The sequence below is a fragment of the Mycobacterium sp. P4_H6 genome, from assembly GCF_056400845.1.
Map to the genome: position 1 here is coordinate 23,110 of NZ_JBFUKN010000001.1, position 19,173 is coordinate 42,282.

A 19,173-nucleotide genomic window follows, 5' to 3' on the forward strand; every position below is an offset into this window, starting at 1 on the left:
CCAGACGTTCGAAGGTGACCGCGCGCGGCCTTCTCGCCTCAAACGGTCGCATGATCGTTCGTCATCCCGTGCTCATCATTGCCGCTTGGCTGGTCATCGCCGGTTCCCTGTTCGCGGCGCTCCCGCCGCTGATCACGGTGGCGCAGCGCAACCCTCCGGACTTCATGCCGAGGGACGCGGCGGTCCTTCAGACCAGCCAGCAAATGAAAGACGCCTTCAACGAGGCCGATGCGACCAACCTCATAGCGGTCATTCTCGTCAACGACAACGGGTTGACCGACCAGGACGAGGACACCTACCGCAAAATCGTCGAGAACCTGCGTGCGCGGACCGACATCGTGGTCTCGATGCAGGATTTCATCAGCATCAAAGAAATCCGCCCGGCGATGTCGAGCAAAGACGGCAAGGCCTGGAACCTGCCCGTCAGCCTTAACGGCACCATGGGTACCGGAGTCGGCCAGGCGGCCTACCGCGACGCCGTCAAGATCATCAACGACACCACGGCCGGCACCACGCTGAAGCCGAGCATCGTCGGTGCGGCGGCGACGATGGAAGACGTCACCGAGATCGCCCTGCGCGACCAGCACCTGATCGAGATCTCCACCGTGGTGACGGTCCTGCTGATCTTGATCATCGTCTACCGCAATCTCGTCGCCATGGTGATCCCGCTGCTGAGCATCGGGATCTCGCTGGCGGTCGCCCAGCAGGTGGTGGCCGGCCTCGGTCTGCTCGGACTCGGCCTGGCACCGCAGACGATCGTGCTGATCACCGGCATGATGCTCGGCGCAGGGGTGGACTATGCCGTTTTCTTCTTCAGCCGATATCAGGAGTACATCCGAAAAGGCGTGCACACCGACGAGGCGATCGTCGGTGCCATGGTCACCATCGGCGAGGTGATCGCGGGATCCGCGGGCACGGTGGCGATCACCTTCTCGGCATTGTCCTTCGCCACGCTGAGCGTGTTCTCCAGTGTCGGACCGGCGCTCGCGGCGACGATCTTCATCGGGTTCCTGGGATCCATCACGCTGCTGCCGGCGTTCATCACCCTGGCCGGCCGCCGGGGCTGGGTGAATCCGCGCAAGGACATCACCGGTCCCATGTGGCGCCGGATGGCCGTCAGCATCGTCCGCAAGCCCAAACTCAACCTGTTCGGCAGCCTGGTGGTGCTCGTTGCGCTGGCGGCCTGCGCGCTGCTGGTCGACTTCAACTACGACGACCGCAAGAACCTGCCCACCGAATCGGACAGCAACAACTCCTACCAGACCATGAACGCTCATTTCCCGGCCAGCGCGTCGATTCAGCAGTTCATCGTCGTGCATTCCGAAACCCAGGATCTTCGGTCACCGCGGGCGCTGGCGGACATGGAACAGATGGCCAACCGGATCAGCCAGCTGCCCGACATTGCGGCCGTCCGCGGGATCACCCGGCCCAACGGCGAGATGCTCACCGAGGCGCGCGCCACCCATCAGGCCGGCGAGGTGGGCGACAAGCTCGGCGAGGCAACCAATCTCATCGACGAGAACGATTCCCGGCTGACCCAGCTGTCGGAGGGCGCGCACACGCTGGCCGGCGCGCTCGACAAGATCCGCGATCAGGTGATGGCCGCCGCGCCCTCGGTGCGCACCATCCTCACCTCTCTGGTCGAGATCGAGGAGGAGTACGGCGGCGCAGCCACTCTGAACGACATCGACGTCGGCGCCCGGCTCATCACGGTGATGCGCAACCTGGGCCGATCCATGGGTGTCGGACTGGAACAAGTGGTGCTCAACTACACCTGGATGGCACCGATGGTGGCGGTGCTGGACAACAGCCCGATGTGCACGCTGGACCCGGCGTGCAACGCCGTGCGCGTCGATATGAAGCGCATCGTCACCGCCTATGACGACGGCACCATCCAGCAGCTCTACGAGCTGTCGAAGCAGATGGAGACCACCCAGGAGGGTGACGGCCTGCAGCGCTCGGTCGGCGGAGTCACCGACAACCTGGAGAAGGCGCTGGGTGCCGCCGATCAGCTCGGGCTGAACCGGCCAGAAGACGTCGAAGCCCAGATGGACGAGCTGCTGACCGGCGTCAACACACTTGCCGATTCCAGCGCGGCACTTGCCCAGGGCGTCCAGCTGCTGGTCGATCAGACCCGGCAGATGGGCGGCGGACTGAGCCAGGCCTCCGACTTTTTGCTGGCGATGAAACGCGACGCCGCGGACCCGTCGATGTCCGGGTTCTACATCCCGCCGCAGATCCTGACCCGGCCCGAGTTCGAGAAGGCCGCCGGGCTCTTCATCTCCCCGGACGGCCACACCGCGCGCTACATGGTGCAGACCGCGCACGACCCGTTCGGCGCCAATGCGATGGACCAGGTCGACGACATCATCGAGGCGGCCCGCAGCTCGATGCCCAACACCGCGCTGGCCGATGCGGATATCGCCATGGTGGGCACCAGCGTCTATCAGAGCGAGATCCGCGACTACTACAACGGCGACATCCGCTACATCGTGCTCGTCACGCTGATCGTGGTGTTCCTGATCCTGGCGCTGCTGCTGCGCGCGATCGTGGCACCCATCTATCTGGTGCTCTCGGTGGTGCTGTCCTATATGTCCGCGCTGGGCATCGCCGTGGTGTTCTTCCAGATCATCCTGAAACAGCCCATCTTCTGGAACACGCCGGGCTTCACGTTCCTCGTGCTGGTGGCCGTCGGCGCCGACTACAACCTGCTGCTGATCTCCCGAATACGGGAGGAAGCCCACCGTGGGACGAAGGTGGCGGTGATCCGCACCATCGGCGCCACCGGCGGCGTCATCACGTCCGCCGGCCTGATCTTCGCCGCGTCGATGCTTGCCATGACGGTGAGCCACATCGCCGCGATCGTGCAGCTCGGCTTCATCATCGGCATCGGTCTGCTGCTGGACACCTTCGTGGTGCGCACCATCACGGTGCCGGCGCTGGCGGTGCTGCTGGGGGAGAAGAACTGGTGGCCCTCAACGGTTCCCAGCGATCTGAAGCGGCGCATACCCTTCGTCAAGAAGGAATCGCCCACGTACAAGGCCAAGCCGATGACGTTCCCCGTCGACGACGACCCCTATGACGACGACACCGACGTCGGTTACGGCGTCGCGGTGGCCAAGGCGTCGATGGTCACTGCGGCCTGGCGGACTCACTGACCACGTTGAAGGCCTCGTGGACCCGAGTCAGGTGCTCATCGTTGTCCCGGTGCACGAAGATGAAGTTGTTCACGTAGTCAGGGGAGCGGTTGCCTCCCAACGACTTTGCGGCTTCTGATCGCTGGAGTGCCGCGGTGTCGAACTCTCCCACATCCCGCAGCTTGCCGCGGTGTAGAAAGTAGCCGCGGTAGTTGATCGAGTCGAAGAACGAGAATGTCCTCTCGACTCCTCCTGCGTTGTGTCTTTCCTCGCACTCGACGATGCAYGTCGGTTTGACCGTCCGTAGTGTCTCGGTCCCGCCGCACAGAACCGCCGACTCGTGACCTTCAACATCGATCTTCAGGACGCCGACCTCACGGAGTCCCAGTTGGTCGATGGTGGTTGTCGGTACGGTGACCGTTCGTAGTCTGAAGCCCGGGTTGGCGTCCTTCTGCAGTGAACTGCGCGTGAACACGTCGCGACCATGGCGGGTCGGGATGTGCAATGTTGTCTCGCCGACCTCGTCCGAGAGTGCGACCGGAAGGACTTCATTGTCTGCCTTGATGATCCGCCGGAGACCGACAACCATGTCTGGATGCGCCTCCACGGCGAACACCTTCCGGAAGCGACTGAGCGCGTAGAAGGAGTAGACGCCTCTGTTTGCACCGACGTCGAGGAAATCGCGGCTCGGGTCGGTCAGGATCGCGAGGAGTCGGAGCTCAGGTTCCCCGTGGTGAAGTTCCCTGTGGACCAGTTGACGAGCGTGCAGGCGATGCACTGGAAGTGCGTCGGCGGCCTTGCGGAAGCCTTTCAGAAGGTTCATCGGTTCTCCTCGCCGTTACCTGCGATCGCGAAACACCGCTGCGCTCGTGGCCGCGGCATCCCGCCAGGAGCCATAGTCGGACGCCCACTGACGTAGTGCCTCGCGGTCGACACTGCGCGCCTTTTCTCGTGCCTCGATCAGCCCCGCGGCCAATCCGTCGACGCCGAGTTCGACCGGGTAAAGGCGCTGATCCCCGGCGAGATCGGCGAGGTGATTGATCCCGGGACCGACGACAGGGCAACCCATGCTGAGCGCCAGCAATGCGCTACCGGAGGTGAAGAAGGCGCGGTGCGCGATGACGGCAGCGTCGGCCGCGGCAAAGTAGATCGGAACATCTGCACCGGGAATACGCTTCGCATGCAGAACAATTCGAGGGTCGCGGCGAGCGAGAGCGAGCTCTGCCGAGACGTCGCCCTCGGGATGGCCGGCGAGCACGAGTCGGTCTTGCTCGCCGGCGACCTTCTGGAACGCATGAATGATGTCGTCGATGCCCTTGTAGGGCCGGATGAGTCCGAATGCCAAAGCGACGAAGCCCTCGCTGGGAAGTCTGAGTTTCGCGCGTGCATCGGCCTGTGTGGGTGGCGTCGGGTGCGAGTCGATGTAGTGCGGATGGTGAACCACCGTGCACGGGCCGGTGTATCCGAGTTCTCTCGCGAGTATCGCTTGGGCGCCCGGAAAATGTATGAACACGTGGTCGGCGAGTGCGAGTAGGTCGCGGCGAGCCTTCCGGCCGAGGTCCGGGTGCGGGTCGTCATGTGGCAAAAGGTTGTGCGCCGTCCATGCAATGCGCACGCCGCGTCGTTTCAGCCTTCGGACTTGTTGGTGGAACAGCGCAGCTCGGGCCTGATACACCCAGCGTATGTGGTGGGTATGCGCTTCGGTCGACCAGTGCGCGTGCAACCAATCGCCGGGCTTCAGGTGAGCGGAACCGCTGCTCAATACGTGCGGCGAGGTGACCGCGATGCCCTCGTCCTTGAGTGCGCCGACCAAGCTGGGCATGTACGGGTTATCGAACCAATGCGGCCAGACCAGCACCTCTACGGGGGCTGGGACTGGTTTGACAGGCTTCTCCGCGGTGGGTTTGACCGCTCGAGACAGCAAACGGGCCATGGACCGGAACCTTACCGCTCTTTATTGGCAGCGCCTGCCAGAAAAGCGAACTCGTGGTCATCCGATTCGCCCACCGGTCGTGCTCAAATTAGCTGTTGCCGTAGAGATTTCAACCAGGATACGGAGAGGCGGCGTTCGAGGAGTCCGTGGTTGGCGGTCGCGGCAATGCGCCAGGTGGCAAACTGGCAAATTGCAGTCGATTCGCCAGTACGTGCTCCTTCGGTGTGATGTGGGGGCGGCCTGTCCACCTGTTCGGGACTGCACCCGAGCATTTCGTGGCTCGAAATATGTTCGCTGACATTGTATTCCGTGCGTTTCACTCAGCTTGAGCGCTGTCGAAGGCCATAGTATCCAGCTTCGCTCGTCGGCGGCGTTTCTGATCGCAAGAAGCGTGCCGATGTTTGTTGTGGCCACTTCAGCATGTGGTGTACCGCGTCACTTAACGCGATCGACGGGAGGGGCACTGAAGGCCGATATGCGCTGTCGCGGACCGGCGCGCGACCGCGGAGGTTGATTGCTGAGATCGCGCGTGCCCGTCGCCAGGTACTTGCAGAATCAATGTCGTGAGCGGCACGGCAGACGGATTCGGTGCTGGATATTCGGTGCTGGTGAGGTTCCCGGGGTGGCTGTGACCTGACGTTGCGAGAGCGCCACGATGTGGTGTACTTAGCGGCGATGGCTCAGTGTCTTCAGTGGCCCGCCACCCGTCGCGCTGGAGTCAGCGCGCGGCGGACACCTCCAGTGAGGGAGAATTTCGTGGCGGGCAGACTCGATCGGCCGGGAACAATTCTGTTTTTTGAGTCTCATCCCGCGTGGTCCCAACGTACTGCTAGAGCTTGGAGAGCAGCCAGATGAAATTGAGTGTGATCGGAACGGGCTATCTGGGCGCCGTTCATGCCGCCTGCATGGCACAGATCGGCCACGAGGTCGTTGCGTACGACACCGATGCCTCCAAGATCGCCACGCTGTCCACAGGTACGTCGCCCTTCTTCGAACCGGGGTTCGACGAACTCCTCGGCGAGGTTCTCGCGACCGGCCGGCTGAAGTTCACTCAGTCCGTCGAAGAAGCGGTCTCCGGTGCTTCGGTGCACTTCGTCTGTGTCGGCACCCCGCAGCTGGCGGGCTCGGATGCGGCCAATATCGAGTACGTGGACAGCGCGTTTCGGTCCGTCGCCACACATGCCGATGGCGACGGGTTGATCGTCGGCAAGTCCACCGTGCCGGTGGGTACCGCGCAGCGCCTCGCCGCCGAGGTGGCGAACACGCCCTCGGCACATCGGCTTGAGGTCGCCTGGAACCCGGAGTTCCTCCGGGAGGGCAAGGCGATCGAGGACACCCTGCGGCCGGACCGCCTGGTTTTCGGGGTCACCTCCGAATACGCGGAGAAGACCCTGCAGGAGGTGTACGGATCCATCATCGAGGCCGGCACCCCGCACCTGACCGCGGACCTTCCGACCTCGGAACTGGTCAAGGTCGCCGCCAATGCCTTCTTGGCCACCAAGATCTCGTTCATCAACGCGATGGCCGAGGTGTGCGAGATCGTCGACGCCGACGTGGTGACGCTCAGCCGCGCGCTGGGATACGACGACCGCATCGGCAAGCGATTCCTCAATGCGGGCTTGGGCTTCGGCGGCGGCTGCCTGCCGAAGGACATTCGCGCGTTCAGTGCGCGCGCCGGTGAGCTGGGTGCTTCTGACGCGCTGCGATTCCTGCACGAGGTCGACAAGATCAACCTGCGTCGGCGTGAGAAGGCCGTCGCGGTGGCGCGTGCCGTCGTCGGGGGAGACTTCCTCGGTAAGAGCATCGCCGTGCTGGGCGCTGCTTTCAAGCCGAACAGTGATGACGTCCGCGATTCACCTGCCCTGAACGTCGCTGCGGCAATGCATCTGAAGGGCGCCGACGTTCGCGTTCACGATCCGAAGGCGATCGCGAACGCCAAGGCACGGTTCCCGACGCTCGGCTACTTCGACAGCGCCGAAGAGGCCTGCCGCAATGCCGATCTGATCGTGCTCGCGACCGAATGGGACGAGTACTGCAATATCGATCCCACCTCGTTCCGGGCGGTCGTCCGGGAGCCACGACTGCTCGACACCCGCAATGCGATCGACCGTGACTACTGGTCCGGCGCGGGATGGCAGGTGTACAGCCTCGGTCGCGGCGGATTGAACGGCTGATTTGTGACGGGTCAGACCATCGAGGTGATCATCCCGGTCCGGGACATGGCCGACCATTTGCCGAAGCTACTGCAGTCCTTGCTGGATCAGCTGTCCGCCGGTGACCGGGTCACCGTCGTGAACGACGCGTCCACCGACGAGACCGAAGCTGTGGCGCGTTCGCTGGGCGCCAACGTGGTCACGGTCACCACCAGCCGGGGGCCGTACTACGCCCGCCAGCTCGCCGCCAGCAAGTCGAACGCCGATATCCTGCTGTTCATCGACGGTCGCTGCCGGCCACTGCCCGGCTTGCTCGACGCACATCGCGCACTGCAGGGTCAACCCGGAGTTGCCTTGTCCTGCACGAATGTTCGCACCGTCACCGGGCCCACGCTGGCGGCCAAGATGGCGGCCAAGATGCAGCCGTTCATGCTGCCGCGTGGTGGCGGGGCCATGAAGGCGACCATCGGGATGGTCCCGCCCAAACCCGATTACTATCCGACCGCGAATCTCGGCATCGACCGCACCGCGTTCGCGAAGGTCGGCGGATTCCGGGCCATGCGCGGCGGCGGTGATCTCGATATCTGCTGGCGCATCCAGGAGCAGACCGGCGGCACGATCGCCACCGACACCCGGGTGCTGATGGAATGGGAGCCCCGGGCCGCAATGCGGGACATGGGCAGTCAGTGGAAGCGTTACGGACACAGCAACGCCTACCTGCGTTGGGCCCATCGCCACGAGAGCGACGCCGACGGTGCACACCCACCGGCGAAGCATTCGCCGGTGGAGGCCTGGACCACGCTGCGTGCCGAAATGCGGCGTCCGGTGGGCGAACTGGCGGCCAATGCGGTCGTCGGTCTGGCCTTCCAATACGGGTTCATCTCGGCGTGGCTGAAGCGTTCGGAGTTCGAGATGCCGGCCCGGTTCGAGGTTGGCCCTGGGCTGGACGTCGGCTGACGGAGCTCGCGTTCGGACCGAGCATGGCCTGCTGCTGTGACGGCAAGCGGTCAGTGCACCACGCGGCGCAAATTTTGCGCATGAGATAGTTTGCCACGCAAATATCCGCTCGCGTTGCGTCGCTCGCGTAGCGCAGGTATCTTCACTTTGTGGCGTCTTCTGCCAGTTATTCGCCAGCTGCGGACAGTGGGGGCATTGGCGCAGCTACCTATGGTAGTTGGTGTCTGGCGTGAATATGCGGTGAAGGCTGCCTGACGCACTGGGGGGTGTGGGTGGAACCGACTCAAAAACGGACCGTGCGACTGGTGTTCGGCATGACTGTCCTGTCGATTGCCTTGCTGCAGTATATTTTTCTCGCAGTCGCCCGCGCGGAACCCTATCCCGCACTGATCCTGCCCGGCTTTCCGGCAGCATGTCCGGGCTGCTTGCTGGAAACGGGGCAACCCGCGTCAAAAGATCCGGAACTGCAACTGCGACTGGCCGATGGGCGCATCAAACAGATCCCGATGGGGAGCATTCTGCCTCCGGGTCCGTCTGTGCGGCTCATGGCATTCTCGGCTGCGTTCAAGGACGACACCCTCAGATCGGATCCCGAGGTCGTCGCATGGCTGGAATCGAGAGTCGCTGAGCAGTTCCCTGATGACGCAGTCGTCGGTCTCGACATCGTCTGGCGATCTGCCACCTACCGGGCCGCCAGCGCGTCGTCGATCGACTACCTGCCCATGTACACAATTCACATAGATTTCGACGCGCCCAGATGAATATCGGCGAAAAGTTTGACCATTGGGTGGAACGTGGACCGTTCACGTCTGCGGATCTGGGAATTTATCGGATCATCTATGCGGTCGCAGCGTTGTTCACCGTGCCCGATATTTCTTGGGTCAGTGAGTATCCCGACTTCATGTTCCAGGCGCCGCCAGGCCCGCTCTGGGTGCTGTCAGGCTTTCCGTCGCTCACCGTACTGATCGCACTGGAAATCCTTCGATCGCTCACCTTGGTCATGCTCGCGCTGGGCATCTGGACCAGGTATGTGTCCATCGCCGCCTGGGTGATGCTCTCCCTCACATATGGTCTGACGTTCACGCTCGGCAAGGTCGACCACACGATCTTGATGGTGATCGTGCCGTTGGTATTGGCGTTCGCCAATTGGGGTGATCGCTTCTCGATCGACGCGCTGCGACGCAAGCACGAACCTTCGCCGCAGCGGCAATGGCCCCTGCGACTGTTGGCTCTTCTGATCGGCTGGGCATTCTTCGCCGCGGCAGTGACCAAACTTCTGACCGGATGGCTGTCGCCGTCCAGTCAAGCGGCCCGCGGTTACTTCGTGCTCGGATTTCTGACCGAGGATCGAACGCACCTCCTGGCGACGTGGGTCGCGGCGCACGACGTGACCGCTGCATGGGAACTCATCGACTGGATGACCGTGCTTTTCGAGTTCTCCATATTGCTTGCCCTGCCGTGGTGGCGAGCCTTTCGGACAACGCTGGCCGTGGCAACGACCTTTCATCTGGGTGTGTTGCTCTCCATGAACATCGACTTCAGCAATGCTGTGGTGGCCTATGGGGCGTTCGTGTCATGGGGGGCCGCGGCTCGTTGGCTGGGTGATTCCGCGGGCGGTAAAGCTGCCAGGCAGTTCGTGGTGACGCACCGCGCCCTGTTCACGGGCTGGGGCATCGTCGCTGTGTCGTGGATCGTGGCATTGGTCCTTGGCGGCGCAGCGTGGTTCCTGATGGTGAACCCGGCGGGCCGGATCGCGACGGGCCTCATCGCCGGCAACGCGATCATTGTGATCGGCGCGATCGTCGGTGTGTCATACCTGGTGTCGCAGGCGCGGACCGTGCTGCGTCGGGGGCGTCCGGTGGGCGCCGATGTTCACCCGTCGAGCTTGCCGCCTTCGACCGCCGCCCGGTAGCCGCGCACGGTGGCGGGCACGAACAGTGCCCCGAGCACCACCGCCCACACCGCGGTCAGTAGGAGCGGTTGCCACACATCGCCGCCCGAGGACAGCGCCCGCATGGCGGCCGCCGGAGGCGCGATCGGCTGGTACTCGGCCAAGGGGCGCAGCACCGCCGGGAGCCTGTCGAGAGGGATGAGCGTCGCGAAAGCCAGACCCATGCAGCCACTCTGCGTCCAGGTCAAGATGATCCGGCCCTGCGGCCGCAGCGCGAGCGTGATGACGATGGTCGCGAACACAACGACGATGACGACCGGGATCAGCAGATAGACCACCATCCCGAGCCAGCCGCTCTCGAACCGGAATCCCATCGCGAATGCAGTAACCACCACCAGCGCCGTTCCGGCGATGGTGCGTACGGCCTCGGCCAGCAGGGCGCCGGTCAACGGTGCGGTCCGGTGGACCGGCATGAGCCACAGCCGGGTGAGCAGACCGCTGTCTCGGTCGTAGGGCACGGCCAGGCCGGCGCCGACCGCGGCAGACATCGCTCCGGCCAAGGCGCAGACCGGAATCAGCAGATCGATACCACTGTTCCCGGTGATCCGGGTCATCGATTTGCCGACGAGCAGGCCGTAGATGATCAGCAGTCCGGTGGGGAACAGCAGCGCCTGTAGCGGGACCATCGGGTACCGGCGCCACTGGATGAAGAGCCGACTGGCGAAGATCCAGCTTTCGGCGAGTAGCGAACGCTGGTGCTGTGAGCTCGTGGTCATGATCGCCGCCCCTGGATTCGGATGGCGATGGTGCCGAAGACAACAAGCATCCCGAGGCACCACGCCAGGCTGGCGATGAGATTGCCCGGCACGATGTGGCCGCTGGTGAAACCGCGCAGTGTCTCGGTGATCTGCGAGATGGGCTGATACTGCACAAATGGTGCCAGCCAGGTCGGAAAGGCGTCGAGCGGAGCGATGCCGGTCGACAGCAGCACGAGCAGCAACTGCGGAACCAGCAGCAGCTGACTGGCCACCTCGGTCTGACCGGCCTTGCTTCCGGTGGCGTCGGCGCCGAAGGACAGGGCAAGAGTGAGGACGAGCGCCATCACGACAAATGCCGCGGCATAACCGATTCCGGCGGTCAGTCGGAATCCGAAAAGGTAAGCCGCCAGGAAAGAGGCGGCCAGCGCCAGCACGCCACGCACCAGGCAATATGTCATCCGCGCCATCAACGGTGCGTAGGGCGAGATGGGCAGGGTGCGCATCCGGGCGCCGATGCCACTGACCTTCTCCCAGGCTGCCCGGTCGGTGGTGGTGAGTGCGCCGAACAGCATGGCCTGGACGACGATCGCCGGCAGCACATATTGCGCGTAGCTCATCTCACCGGTCGAGATGATGTCGCGCAGCAGGAATGTGAGTCCGATCAGGCCGCTGATCGGCACGAGCGCAGCGAATGCCAGATCCACGCGCCCCTTTCGCAGGATGCGGGCCGCGAGAATCGCTACCGCCGTCACGTCGCGGTGACCGGGGTGGTGAGATGCAGAAACACCTCATCGAGGGACGGCCTGCGCAGGGAGATGTCGATGAGCTCGACGCCGATCTCATCCATCCGCCGGAACACCTCGGTCAGCGTCGCCACACCCTTGGGGGCCGGCACGGACACGGTCGTGGCGTCCGTGTCCACCTCGACCTCGTCGAAGTCGGACAGCGCCGCCGCGATCCGCGGCAGGTCATCGGGATGCAGCGGGGTCATCTCGCAGTAGCTGGAACCGGTTTGGCGCTTGAGCTCGTCTGCGGTGCCTTTGGCCACGATCTGTCCGGCGTTGAGGATGACGATGGAGTCGCTGAGGATATCGGCTTCCTCCAGATACTGCGTCGTCAGCAACACGGTGATGTCCTGGGCCTTCAACGAAGACACCAGGTTCCACACGTCGCGGCGGCTGCGCGGATCCAGACCGGTGGTCGGCTCATCAAGGAAGAGCACCTTGGGCAGGATCACCAGCGAGATGGCGATATCGATGCGTCGCCGCATACCGCCGGAGTAGCCGGTGACCTGACGGTCGGCCGCATGCCCCATGTCGAACTGGGTGATGAGTTCCTCTGCCCGGGCGCGGGCCTCGGCACGGCTCAGGCCGCGCAGCCGCCCGAAGAGCACGAGGTTCTCCCGGCCGGTGAGCCGGGGATCCAGCGCGGCGTCCTGACCGGTGACCCCTATATTGCGGCGCACCTTGGCAGGTTCGCGCGCCACGTCGTAGCCCGCGACGATGGCTTGGCCGGAGCTGGGCGTGAGCAAGGTCGACAGGATCTTGACCGTGGTCGTCTTGCCTGCCCCGWTGTGTCCCAGCAACGCCAACACCGAGCCGGTCGGGACGGAAAAGCTCACGTCGCGCAGGGCGGGGACGCTGCCGCCGAATGTCTTGGCGACATTATTGAGCTCGATCACGGAGTCATACGATACAGCCGCTTCCGGTTATGTGAGACCTACGGTCGCGGGGTCACGTCAGGTCTGTGGCGTGCTTCGGAGCCGGGGGAGAAGACACGTCACGCGACACGCCCGGAACTGTCGGAGCGCACCAATAGACTGGCCACCCTATGAGCGCCTCGTTCGTGCACCTGCACAACCACACCGAATACTCGATGCTGGACGGTGCCGCGAAGGTCAAACCGATGGTGGCCGAGGCGCAGCGCCTCGAGATGCCTGCCATCGGGATGACCGACCACGGCAACATGTTCGGGGCCAGCGAGTTCTACAACGTCGCCACCGATGCCGGGATCAAGCCCATCATCGGCATCGAGGCCTACATCGCGCCTGCGTCGCGCTTCGACACCAAGCGCGTGCTGTGGGGTGATCGCAGCCAGAAGGGCGACGACGTCTCCGGTAGCGGTGCTTACACCCACATGACGATGGTCGCCGAGAACGCGACCGGGTTGCGCAATCTGTTCAAGCTGTCCTCGATGGCCTCGTTCGAGGGACAGCTCGGCAAGTGGTCACGCATGGACGCCGAACTGATCGCCGAGCATGCCGAGGGCATCATCGCCACGACGGGCTGCCCGTCGGGTGAGGTACAGACCCGGCTGCGGCTGGGTCACATGGATGAAGCGGTGGCCGCCGCCGCCAAATGGCAGGACATCTTCGGCAAGGAGAATTTCTTCCTGGAGTTGATGGATCACGGCATCGAAATCGAGCGCCGGGTCCGGGAAGGGCTGCTGGAGGTGGGCCGGAAGCTCGGCATCCCACCGCTGGCCACCAACGACTGCCACTACGTGACCCGCGAGGCCTCCCAGACCCATGAGGCGCTGCTCTGTGTGCAGACCGGTAAGACGCTGTCGGATCCGGCCCGGTTCAAGTTCGACGGTGACGGTTACTACCTGAAATCGGCCGCCGACATGCGCGCGCTGTGGGACACCCAGGTGCCGGGAGCGTGCGACTCGACCCTGCTGATCGGCGAACGGGTGCAGTCCTACGCCGATGTGTGGACCCCACGCGATCGGATGCCGGTGTTCCCGGTGCCCGAGGGCCACGACCAGGGAACGTGGCTGCGTCACGAGGTCCAGGAGGGCCTCAAGCGCCGCTTCCCTGGTGGTGCCACCCAGGACTACCACGACCGTGCCGAGTACGAGATCAAGGTCATCTGCGACAAGGGCTTCCCGGCCTACTTCCTGATCGTCGCCGATCTGATCAACTACGCCCGGTCGGTGAACATCCGGGTCGGCCCGGGTCGTGGTTCGGCGGCAGGTTCCCTGGTCGCCTACGCGATGGGCATCACCAATATCGACCCGATCCCGCACGGGTTGCTGTTCGAGCGGTTCCTGAACCCCGAACGCCCGTCGGCTCCCGATATCGATATCGACTTCGACGACCGCCGCCGCGGTGAGATGGTGCGTTACGCGTCGGACAAGTGGGGCAGTGACCGTGTCGCCCAGGTCATCACCTTCGGCACCATCAAGACCAAGGCCGCTCTGAAGGACTCGGCCCGCGTCAACTACGGCCAGCCCGGGTTCGCCATCGCCGATCGGATCACCAAGGCGCTGCCGCCGCCGATCATGGCCAAGGACATTCCGCTCTCGGGTATCACCGACCCCAAGCACGAACGCTACAAGGAAGCCGCCGAGGTGCGCGGCCTGCTGGACACCGATCCCGATGTCCGCACCATCTACGAGACCGCCCGCGGTCTGGAGGGCCTGGTCCGCAACGCGGGCGTGCACGCCTGTGCGGTGATCATGAGCTCCGAGCCGCTGGTCGACGCGATTCCGCTGTGGAAGCGCCCGCAGGACGGCGCCATCATCACCGGATGGGACTACCCGTCCTGCGAGTCCATCGGGCTGCTCAAGATGGACTTCCTGGGTCTGCGCAACCTCACCGTCATCGGTGACGCTCTGGAGAACATCAAGGCCAACCGCGGTATCGACCTGGACATGGACCACCTCCCGCTGGAGGATCCGGCGACCTACGAGCTGCTGTCCCGCGGTGACACGCTGGGCGTGTTCCAGCTCGACGGCGGGCCGATGCGTGACCTGCTGCGCCGGATGCAGCCCACCGGGTTCAACGACATCGTCGCGGTGCTGGCGCTGTACCGCCCGGGCCCGATGGGCATGAACGCCCACAATGACTACGCTGATCGCAAGAACGGCCGCCAGGCGATCAAACCGATTCACCCGGAGCTCGAAGAACCGCTCAAGGAGATCCTGGCCGAGACCTACGGTCTGATCGTCTACCAAGAGCAGATCATGTTCATCGCCCAGAAGGTCGCCGGCTATTCGATGGGTAAGGCCGACGCGCTACGAAAGGCGATGGGCAAGAAGAAGCTTGAGGTGCTCGAGGCCGAGTACAAGGGCTTCAAAGAAGGTATGACCGCCAACGGTTTCTCCGAGGCCGCGGTGAAGGCGTTGTGGGACACCATTCTTCCGTTCGCCGGTTACGCGTTCAACAAATCGCACGCGGCCGGCTACGGCCTGGTGTCGTTCTGGACCGCGTATCTCAAGGCCAACTATCAGGCCGAATACATGGCGGGTCTGCTCACCTCGGTGGGCGATGACAAGGACAAGGCGGCGATCTATCTGTCGGACTGCCGCCGGCTCGGGATCACGGTGCTGCCGCCGGATGTCAACGAATCGGTGCACAACTTCGCCTCGGTCGGGCAGGACATCCGGTACGGCTTGGGCGGTGTGCGCAACGTCGGCGCCAATGTCGTGCAGTCGATCATCAACGCGCGCAACGACAAAGGCAAGTACACCGACTTCTCCGACTACCTCAACAAGATCGACATCGGTGCCTGCAACAAGAAGGTGACGGAATCGCTGGTCAAGGCCGGCGCCTTCGACTCGCTGGGGCATCCGCGTAAGGGCCTGTTCCTCGTGCACGCCGATGCGGTGGACTCGGTGCTGGGCACCAAGAAGGCCGAGGCGATCGGCCAGTTCGATCTGTTCGGCGGCGGCGACGCCGATTCGGGAATGGAGTCCGTCTTCACCATTCCCGTGCCCGAGGGCGAGTGGGAGGACAAGCACAAGCTCGCCCTGGAACGGGAGATGCTGGGGCTCTACGTGTCCGGCCATCCGTTGGACGGTGTGGCGCATCTGCTGGCCGCGCAGGTCGACACCCAGATCCCGGCGATCCTGGAAGGCGATATCGCCAACGACACCCAGGTGCGCATCGGCGGCATCCTCGCGTCGGTGAACCGCCGCGTCAACAAGAACGGATTGCCTTGGGCCTCAGCCCAACTGGAAGATCTCACGGGTGGGATCGAGGTGCTGTTCTTCCCGCAGACCTACACGGCGTTCGGCGCCGACATCGCCGATGACGCGGTGGTGCTGGTCGGCGCCAAGGTGGCCATTCGTGACGACCGGATCTCGTTGATCGCCAATGACCTCATCGTGCCGGACTTCTCGAACGCCCAGGGCGACCGGCCGGTGGCTGTCAGCCTGCCGACCCGGCAGTGCACGGTGGACAAGGTCACTGCGCTCAAGCAGGTGCTGGCCCGCCACCCGGGGACCTCGCAGGTGCATCTGCGGCTGATCAGCGGTGAGCGCATCACCACCCTGGAGCTCGATCAGTCGTTGCGGGTCACGCCGTCGTCGGCGCTGATGGGGGATCTCAAGGCGCTGCTCGGGCCCGGCTGCCTGGGCGGCTGACCCTAGAGATCCACCGCGATGATCGCGCTGTCCGGCCAGAGACCGCGGTGGCGTGCTCGACGCAGCTTCTCGCGGAGCGGTAAATCGCTGTGCACATTCGTGACACCGGGGATCTTGAGCAACGGGACGATGTTCCACTGCCATCCGTAGCGCCGGCGCAACGCCGTGTTGCCGCGTTGGGCATCGTCACCGGCAAGTGTCCGGGCCCGTCCGGTCACCGCGGCACCCAGCCGGTCGCCACGGTGGTCGCTGGGTCTCAACACGACATCCGGGTGGGACTGTAGCCGTCTGGTCTTGGGTCCGATCTTGGTGCGGAACAGTAGGGTTCGGCCGTCGACGACGAACCAGATCGGGGTGTCGACCGGCGTGCCGTCGCGGCGATAGGTGCGCAACATGGCGTAGCGGGAACGGCTCAGGGCGGCGAGGTCGGTCTCGATGGATGACATGATCGCCAGTGAACAACTTAGAGTTGGCTCTAAGTCAAGGGGAGGTGTCTCGGTGGCCGCAATGCTGTCCATCGGCGAGGTGGCGCATCGCACCGGTGTCGCCCAGACGACGTTGCGCTATTACGAGCAGGTCGGGTTGCTGCCCGCCCCGGATCGCGTGGGTGGCCGGCGCCGCTATCAGGAGTCCATCCTGACCCGGCTCGAGGTGATACGTGCCTGCAAGGTGGCGGGCTTCGCGCTGCACGAGATCACGGCACTGCTGGGGGACGACGCCGCGGGGAAACCGGTGGCTCGCGCCTTGGCCGAGCTGAAACTCGCCGAGATCGACGCCCAGATGGCGGCTCTGGTGCGCGCCAAGAAGGTCATCCAGTGGGGGATGAGCTGTGAATGCCCGACGATCGGCGAGTGCACGTGCGGCATCCACCACACGCTGCTTACCTGATCAGAGCCTCGACGGGGCGAGGCAAGGGTCGACGCGGTCAGCGACGGGCGGACATACCGCCGGCCAGCCACACCAGCGTCGCCGCGCCGGCGGCGGTGAGCACGGCCGGGCCGAGGCTGGCGGTGACGACACCGACCACCACGAGCACCAGGGCACCGACGATCAGCGCCAGCGCCTTGTACATCGGCCAGGGAACGCCGGCGACGCTGATTTCGGTGTGCGTGGTCACGGTTACACGATAACTCGCAACCTAGAGTTCGGGCAACCGAAACCCTGTATGAGTTGGATTAACCGTTTTCGCCTGGAGAGCAGGTGATGGCACCATTGAGCGGTGTCTGCTGATCTGATTCGAGGCCCCCAGGTATCGCCGCTCACCGCGGCCGACATCGACGAGGCCGCTGCGCGAATCGCCGGCGTCGTCACCCAGAGCCCCTTGCAGTTCAGCGACCGGTTGTCCCAGGCCACGGGCGCCCAGGTGTACCTCAAGCGTGAGGACCTGCAGGCGGTGCGTTCCTACAAGCTCCGCGGCGCCTACAACCTGCTGATGCAACTGACCCCCGACGAGCTCGCCGCCGGGGTGGTCTGTTCCTCGGCAGGCAATCACGCCCAGGGCTTCGCGCTGGCATGCCGGTCCATGGGCGTGCACGGCCGTGTTTACGTGCCGGCCAAGACGCCCAAGCAGAAACGCGACCGGATCCGCTATCACGGCGGCGAGTTCATCGAGTTGATCGTCGGCGGCAAGACCTACGACCTGGCCGCACAGGCCGCACTCGACGACGTGGCCCGCACCGGCGCCACCCTGGTGCCGCCCTATGACGACCCGCGCACGATGGCCGGGCAGGGCACCATCGCCGTCGAGCTGCTCGAGCAGCTGCCCGGTGAGCCCGACGTGGTGATCGTCCCGGTCGGCGGCGGCGGGTGCATCGCCGGTATCACCACCTATCTGTCCGAGCGCACCACCAACTCGGCGGTGCTCGGCGCCGAGCCGGCCGGCGCGGCATCGATGATGGCCGCCCTGGCCGCGGGCACCCCGGTGACGCTGGAGCATGTGGACCAGTTCGTCGACGGGGCTGCCGTGGCGAAGGCCGGCGCGAACCCGTACGCGGCGCTGGCCGCGGCCGGCGACATGTTGTCGATCACCTCGGTCGACGAGGGCGCGGTGTGTTCGGCGATGCTCGACCTGTATCAGAGTGAGGGCATCATCGCCGAGCCGGCGGGAGCATTGTCGGTGGCCGCGTTGATGGAGGCCGCCATCGAGCCCGGCTCCACCGTGGTGTGCATCATCTCCGGTGGCAACAACGATGTTTCGCGGTACGGCGAGATCCTCGAACGGTCGCTGGTGCACCGCGGGCTCAAGCACTACTTCCTGGTGGACTTCCCGCAGGAGCCGGGTGCCCTGCGCGGATTCCTGGACAGCGTGCTCGGACCCAACGACGACATCACCCTGTTCGAGTACGTCAAGCGCAACAACCGCGAAACCGGTGAGGCGTTGGTCGGTATCGAGCTGGGCTCGTCGACAGACCTCGACGGGCTGCTGCAACGGATGCACGACTCCGAGGCGCATGTCGAACTGCTGGAACCGGGTTCGCCGACCTACCGCTACCTGACCTGATCTCACGCCGGCGGCACTTCGACCAGCGCATCGTCGTTGGCCCGGAAGATCGGTTCGATCGGGATACCGAGCGCGGCGGCCTCCGCGCTGATCACCGCGGCCCAGCGTCTGTCCGTCGCCGATACCCCGTCGCGGCCCGGCCGGGTGAACAGGAACGCCACCGTGGTCCCTGGCGGGCCGTCCTCCAACAACTCGGCGATGATCGCCATCAGCCTCGCGACATGTGCCGTATCGGGTTCCGGATCGACCTCGACTTCGGTGAGCACCGTGACGAAACACCGGTCCGGGCCGACGAACACGAAGTCCAGCAGGGGCCTGGCGAATGCCACCGGTCCCATCAGGGCGCGCCAGCGCTGGCCGATGTCAGCGGGTGACCGCACCGGATCGGTGGCGGTGTCGAGCGGCGGAATGGGCAGGATCGCAGTCATATCCGCATCGTCGGGCAACCCGGCGGGCGGGGCAAACGGCCATCCACAG

16 protein-coding genes are annotated in these 19,173 nt (G+C 64.7%); 8 read left to right on the forward strand and 8 right to left on the reverse strand.

Translation table 11 applies throughout. From position 1 onward, the window contains the following. The first annotated feature begins 50 nt into the window (after window positions 1–50). The gene (locus AC1DTF_RS00090) at window positions 51–3,158 is read left to right on the forward strand and encodes an MMPL/RND family transporter (RefSeq protein WP_477472565.1); all 3,108 of its coding nucleotides are present in this window, start codon (window positions 51–53) and stop codon (window positions 3,156–3,158) included. Here AC1DTF_RS00090 and AC1DTF_RS00095 read toward each other — a convergent pair. Next, on the reverse strand, window positions 3,133–3,960 hold the full coding sequence (locus AC1DTF_RS00095; RefSeq protein WP_477472566.1) for an FkbM family methyltransferase: 828 nt from the start codon (window positions 3,958–3,960) through the stop codon (window positions 3,133–3,135). The two genes, AC1DTF_RS00090 and AC1DTF_RS00095, sit on opposite strands and share 26 nt — an antisense overlap. Before the next feature lie 15 nt (window positions 3,961–3,975). Further along, on the reverse strand, window positions 3,976–5,070 hold the full coding sequence (locus AC1DTF_RS00100; protein WP_477472567.1) for a glycosyltransferase: 1,095 nt from the start codon (window positions 5,068–5,070) through the stop codon (window positions 3,976–3,978). A gap of 851 nt (window positions 5,071–5,921) precedes the next feature. On the opposite strand from AC1DTF_RS00100, the gene AC1DTF_RS00105 reads away from it, so the two are divergent. The 4 genes from AC1DTF_RS00105 to AC1DTF_RS00120 all read left to right on the forward strand — a co-directional run bounded on the left by AC1DTF_RS00105 (window position 5,922) and on the right by AC1DTF_RS00120 (window position 10,092). Beyond that, complete coding sequence (locus AC1DTF_RS00105; protein ID WP_477472568.1) at window positions 5,922–7,244, forward strand: UDP-glucose dehydrogenase family protein; 1,323 nt, start codon at window positions 5,922–5,924, stop codon at window positions 7,242–7,244. 3 nt (window positions 7,245–7,247) lie between these two features. Next, window positions 7,248–8,180 (forward strand): glycosyltransferase family 2 protein, encoded by a 933-nt coding sequence (locus AC1DTF_RS00110; protein WP_477472569.1) that lies wholly within the window; start codon window positions 7,248–7,250, stop codon window positions 8,178–8,180. 296 nt (window positions 8,181–8,476) lie between these two features. Next, window positions 8,477–8,941: a hypothetical protein gene (locus tag AC1DTF_RS00115; RefSeq protein WP_477472570.1), complete on the forward strand. Its 465-nt coding sequence runs from the start codon at window positions 8,477–8,479 to the stop codon at window positions 8,939–8,941. Then, window positions 8,938–10,092: an HTTM domain-containing protein gene (locus AC1DTF_RS00120; RefSeq protein WP_477472571.1), complete on the forward strand. Its 1,155-nt coding sequence runs from the start codon at window positions 8,938–8,940 to the stop codon at window positions 10,090–10,092. Before AC1DTF_RS00115 ends, AC1DTF_RS00120 begins: the two co-directional genes overlap by 4 nt. Here AC1DTF_RS00120 and AC1DTF_RS00125 read toward each other — a convergent pair. Genes AC1DTF_RS00125 through AC1DTF_RS00135 form a run of 3 tightly spaced genes read right to left on the reverse strand, consistent with a single transcriptional unit; the run spans window position 10,053 to window position 12,510 of the window. Further along, the gene (locus tag AC1DTF_RS00125; RefSeq protein ID WP_477472572.1) at window positions 10,053–10,847 is read right to left on the reverse strand and encodes an ABC transporter permease; all 795 of its coding nucleotides are present in this window, start codon (window positions 10,845–10,847) and stop codon (window positions 10,053–10,055) included. The two genes, AC1DTF_RS00120 and AC1DTF_RS00125, sit on opposite strands and share 40 nt — an antisense overlap. After that, complete coding sequence (locus AC1DTF_RS00130) at window positions 10,844–11,581, reverse strand: ABC transporter permease (RefSeq protein WP_477472573.1); 738 nt, start codon at window positions 11,579–11,581, stop codon at window positions 10,844–10,846. Before AC1DTF_RS00130 ends, AC1DTF_RS00125 begins: the two co-directional genes overlap by 4 nt. After that, entirely contained in the window at window positions 11,578–12,510 is a 933-nt protein-coding gene (locus AC1DTF_RS00135) for an ATP-binding cassette domain-containing protein (RefSeq protein ID WP_477472574.1), read from the reverse strand. The genes AC1DTF_RS00130 and AC1DTF_RS00135 overlap by 4 nt, the downstream gene beginning before the upstream one ends. Before the next feature lie 149 nt (window positions 12,511–12,659). On the opposite strand from AC1DTF_RS00135, the gene dnaE reads away from it, so the two are divergent. Continuing rightward, window positions 12,660–16,196, forward strand: coding sequence for a DNA polymerase III subunit alpha (dnaE, locus tag AC1DTF_RS00140; protein WP_477472575.1), 3,537 nt, complete (start codon window positions 12,660–12,662; stop codon window positions 16,194–16,196). 2 nt (window positions 16,197–16,198) lie between these two features. Here dnaE and AC1DTF_RS00145 read toward each other — a convergent pair whose 3' ends face one another. After that, window positions 16,199–16,642, reverse strand: coding sequence for a PPOX class F420-dependent oxidoreductase (locus AC1DTF_RS00145; protein WP_477472576.1), 444 nt, complete (start codon window positions 16,640–16,642; stop codon window positions 16,199–16,201). Window positions 16,643–16,703: 61 nt separating this feature from the next. Here AC1DTF_RS00145 and AC1DTF_RS00150 point away from each other — a divergent pair, with 61 nt between their 5' ends. Then, window positions 16,704–17,084 (forward strand): MerR family transcriptional regulator, encoded by a 381-nt coding sequence (locus AC1DTF_RS00150; RefSeq protein WP_477472685.1) that lies wholly within the window; start codon window positions 16,704–16,706, stop codon window positions 17,082–17,084. Window positions 17,085–17,121: 37 nt separating this feature from the next. Here AC1DTF_RS00150 and AC1DTF_RS00155 read toward each other — a convergent pair whose 3' ends face one another. After that, window positions 17,122–17,313: a hypothetical protein gene (locus tag AC1DTF_RS00155; protein WP_477472577.1), complete on the reverse strand. Its 192-nt coding sequence runs from the start codon at window positions 17,311–17,313 to the stop codon at window positions 17,122–17,124. A gap of 102 nt (window positions 17,314–17,415) precedes the next feature. Here AC1DTF_RS00155 and ilvA point away from each other — a divergent pair, with 102 nt between their 5' ends. After that, a complete protein-coding gene (gene ilvA / locus AC1DTF_RS00160) occupies window positions 17,416–18,696 on the forward strand; it encodes a threonine ammonia-lyase IlvA (RefSeq protein WP_477472578.1) in 1,281 nt (426 codons plus the stop codon). Between the two features lie 2 nt (window positions 18,697–18,698). On the opposite strand, the gene AC1DTF_RS00165 is transcribed toward ilvA, so the two are convergent. After that, entirely contained in the window at window positions 18,699–19,124 is a 426-nt protein-coding gene (locus AC1DTF_RS00165; protein ID WP_477472579.1) for a hypothetical protein, read from the reverse strand. Window positions 19,125–19,173 lie beyond the last annotated feature (49 nt).

Coding starts and splice junctions, on each gene's coding strand:
- AC1DTF_RS00105 (WP_477472568.1), top strand. CDS start 5,922: ATGAAATTGAGTGTGATCGGAACGGGCTATCTGGGCGCCGTTCATGCC.
- dnaE (WP_477472575.1), top strand. CDS start 12,660: ATGAGCGCCTCGTTCGTGCACCTGCACAACCACACCGAATACTCGATG.
- AC1DTF_RS00165 (WP_477472579.1), bottom strand. CDS start 19,124: ATGACTGCGATCCTGCCCATTCCGCCGCTCGACACCGCCACCGATCCG.
- AC1DTF_RS00120 (WP_477472571.1), top strand. CDS start 8,938: ATGAATATCGGCGAAAAGTTTGACCATTGGGTGGAACGTGGACCGTTC.
- AC1DTF_RS00100 (WP_477472567.1), bottom strand. CDS start 5,070: ATGGCCCGTTTGCTGTCTCGAGCGGTCAAACCCACCGCGGAGAAGCCT.
- AC1DTF_RS00125 (WP_477472572.1), bottom strand. CDS start 10,847: ATGACCACGAGCTCACAGCACCAGCGTTCGCTACTCGCCGAAAGCTGG.
- AC1DTF_RS00145 (WP_477472576.1), bottom strand. CDS start 16,642: ATGTCATCCATCGAGACCGACCTCGCCGCCCTGAGCCGTTCCCGCTAC.
- AC1DTF_RS00150 (WP_477472685.1), top strand. CDS start 16,704: ATGCTGTCCATCGGCGAGGTGGCGCATCGCACCGGTGTCGCCCAGACG.
- AC1DTF_RS00090 (WP_477472565.1), top strand. CDS start 51: ATGATCGTTCGTCATCCCGTGCTCATCATTGCCGCTTGGCTGGTCATC.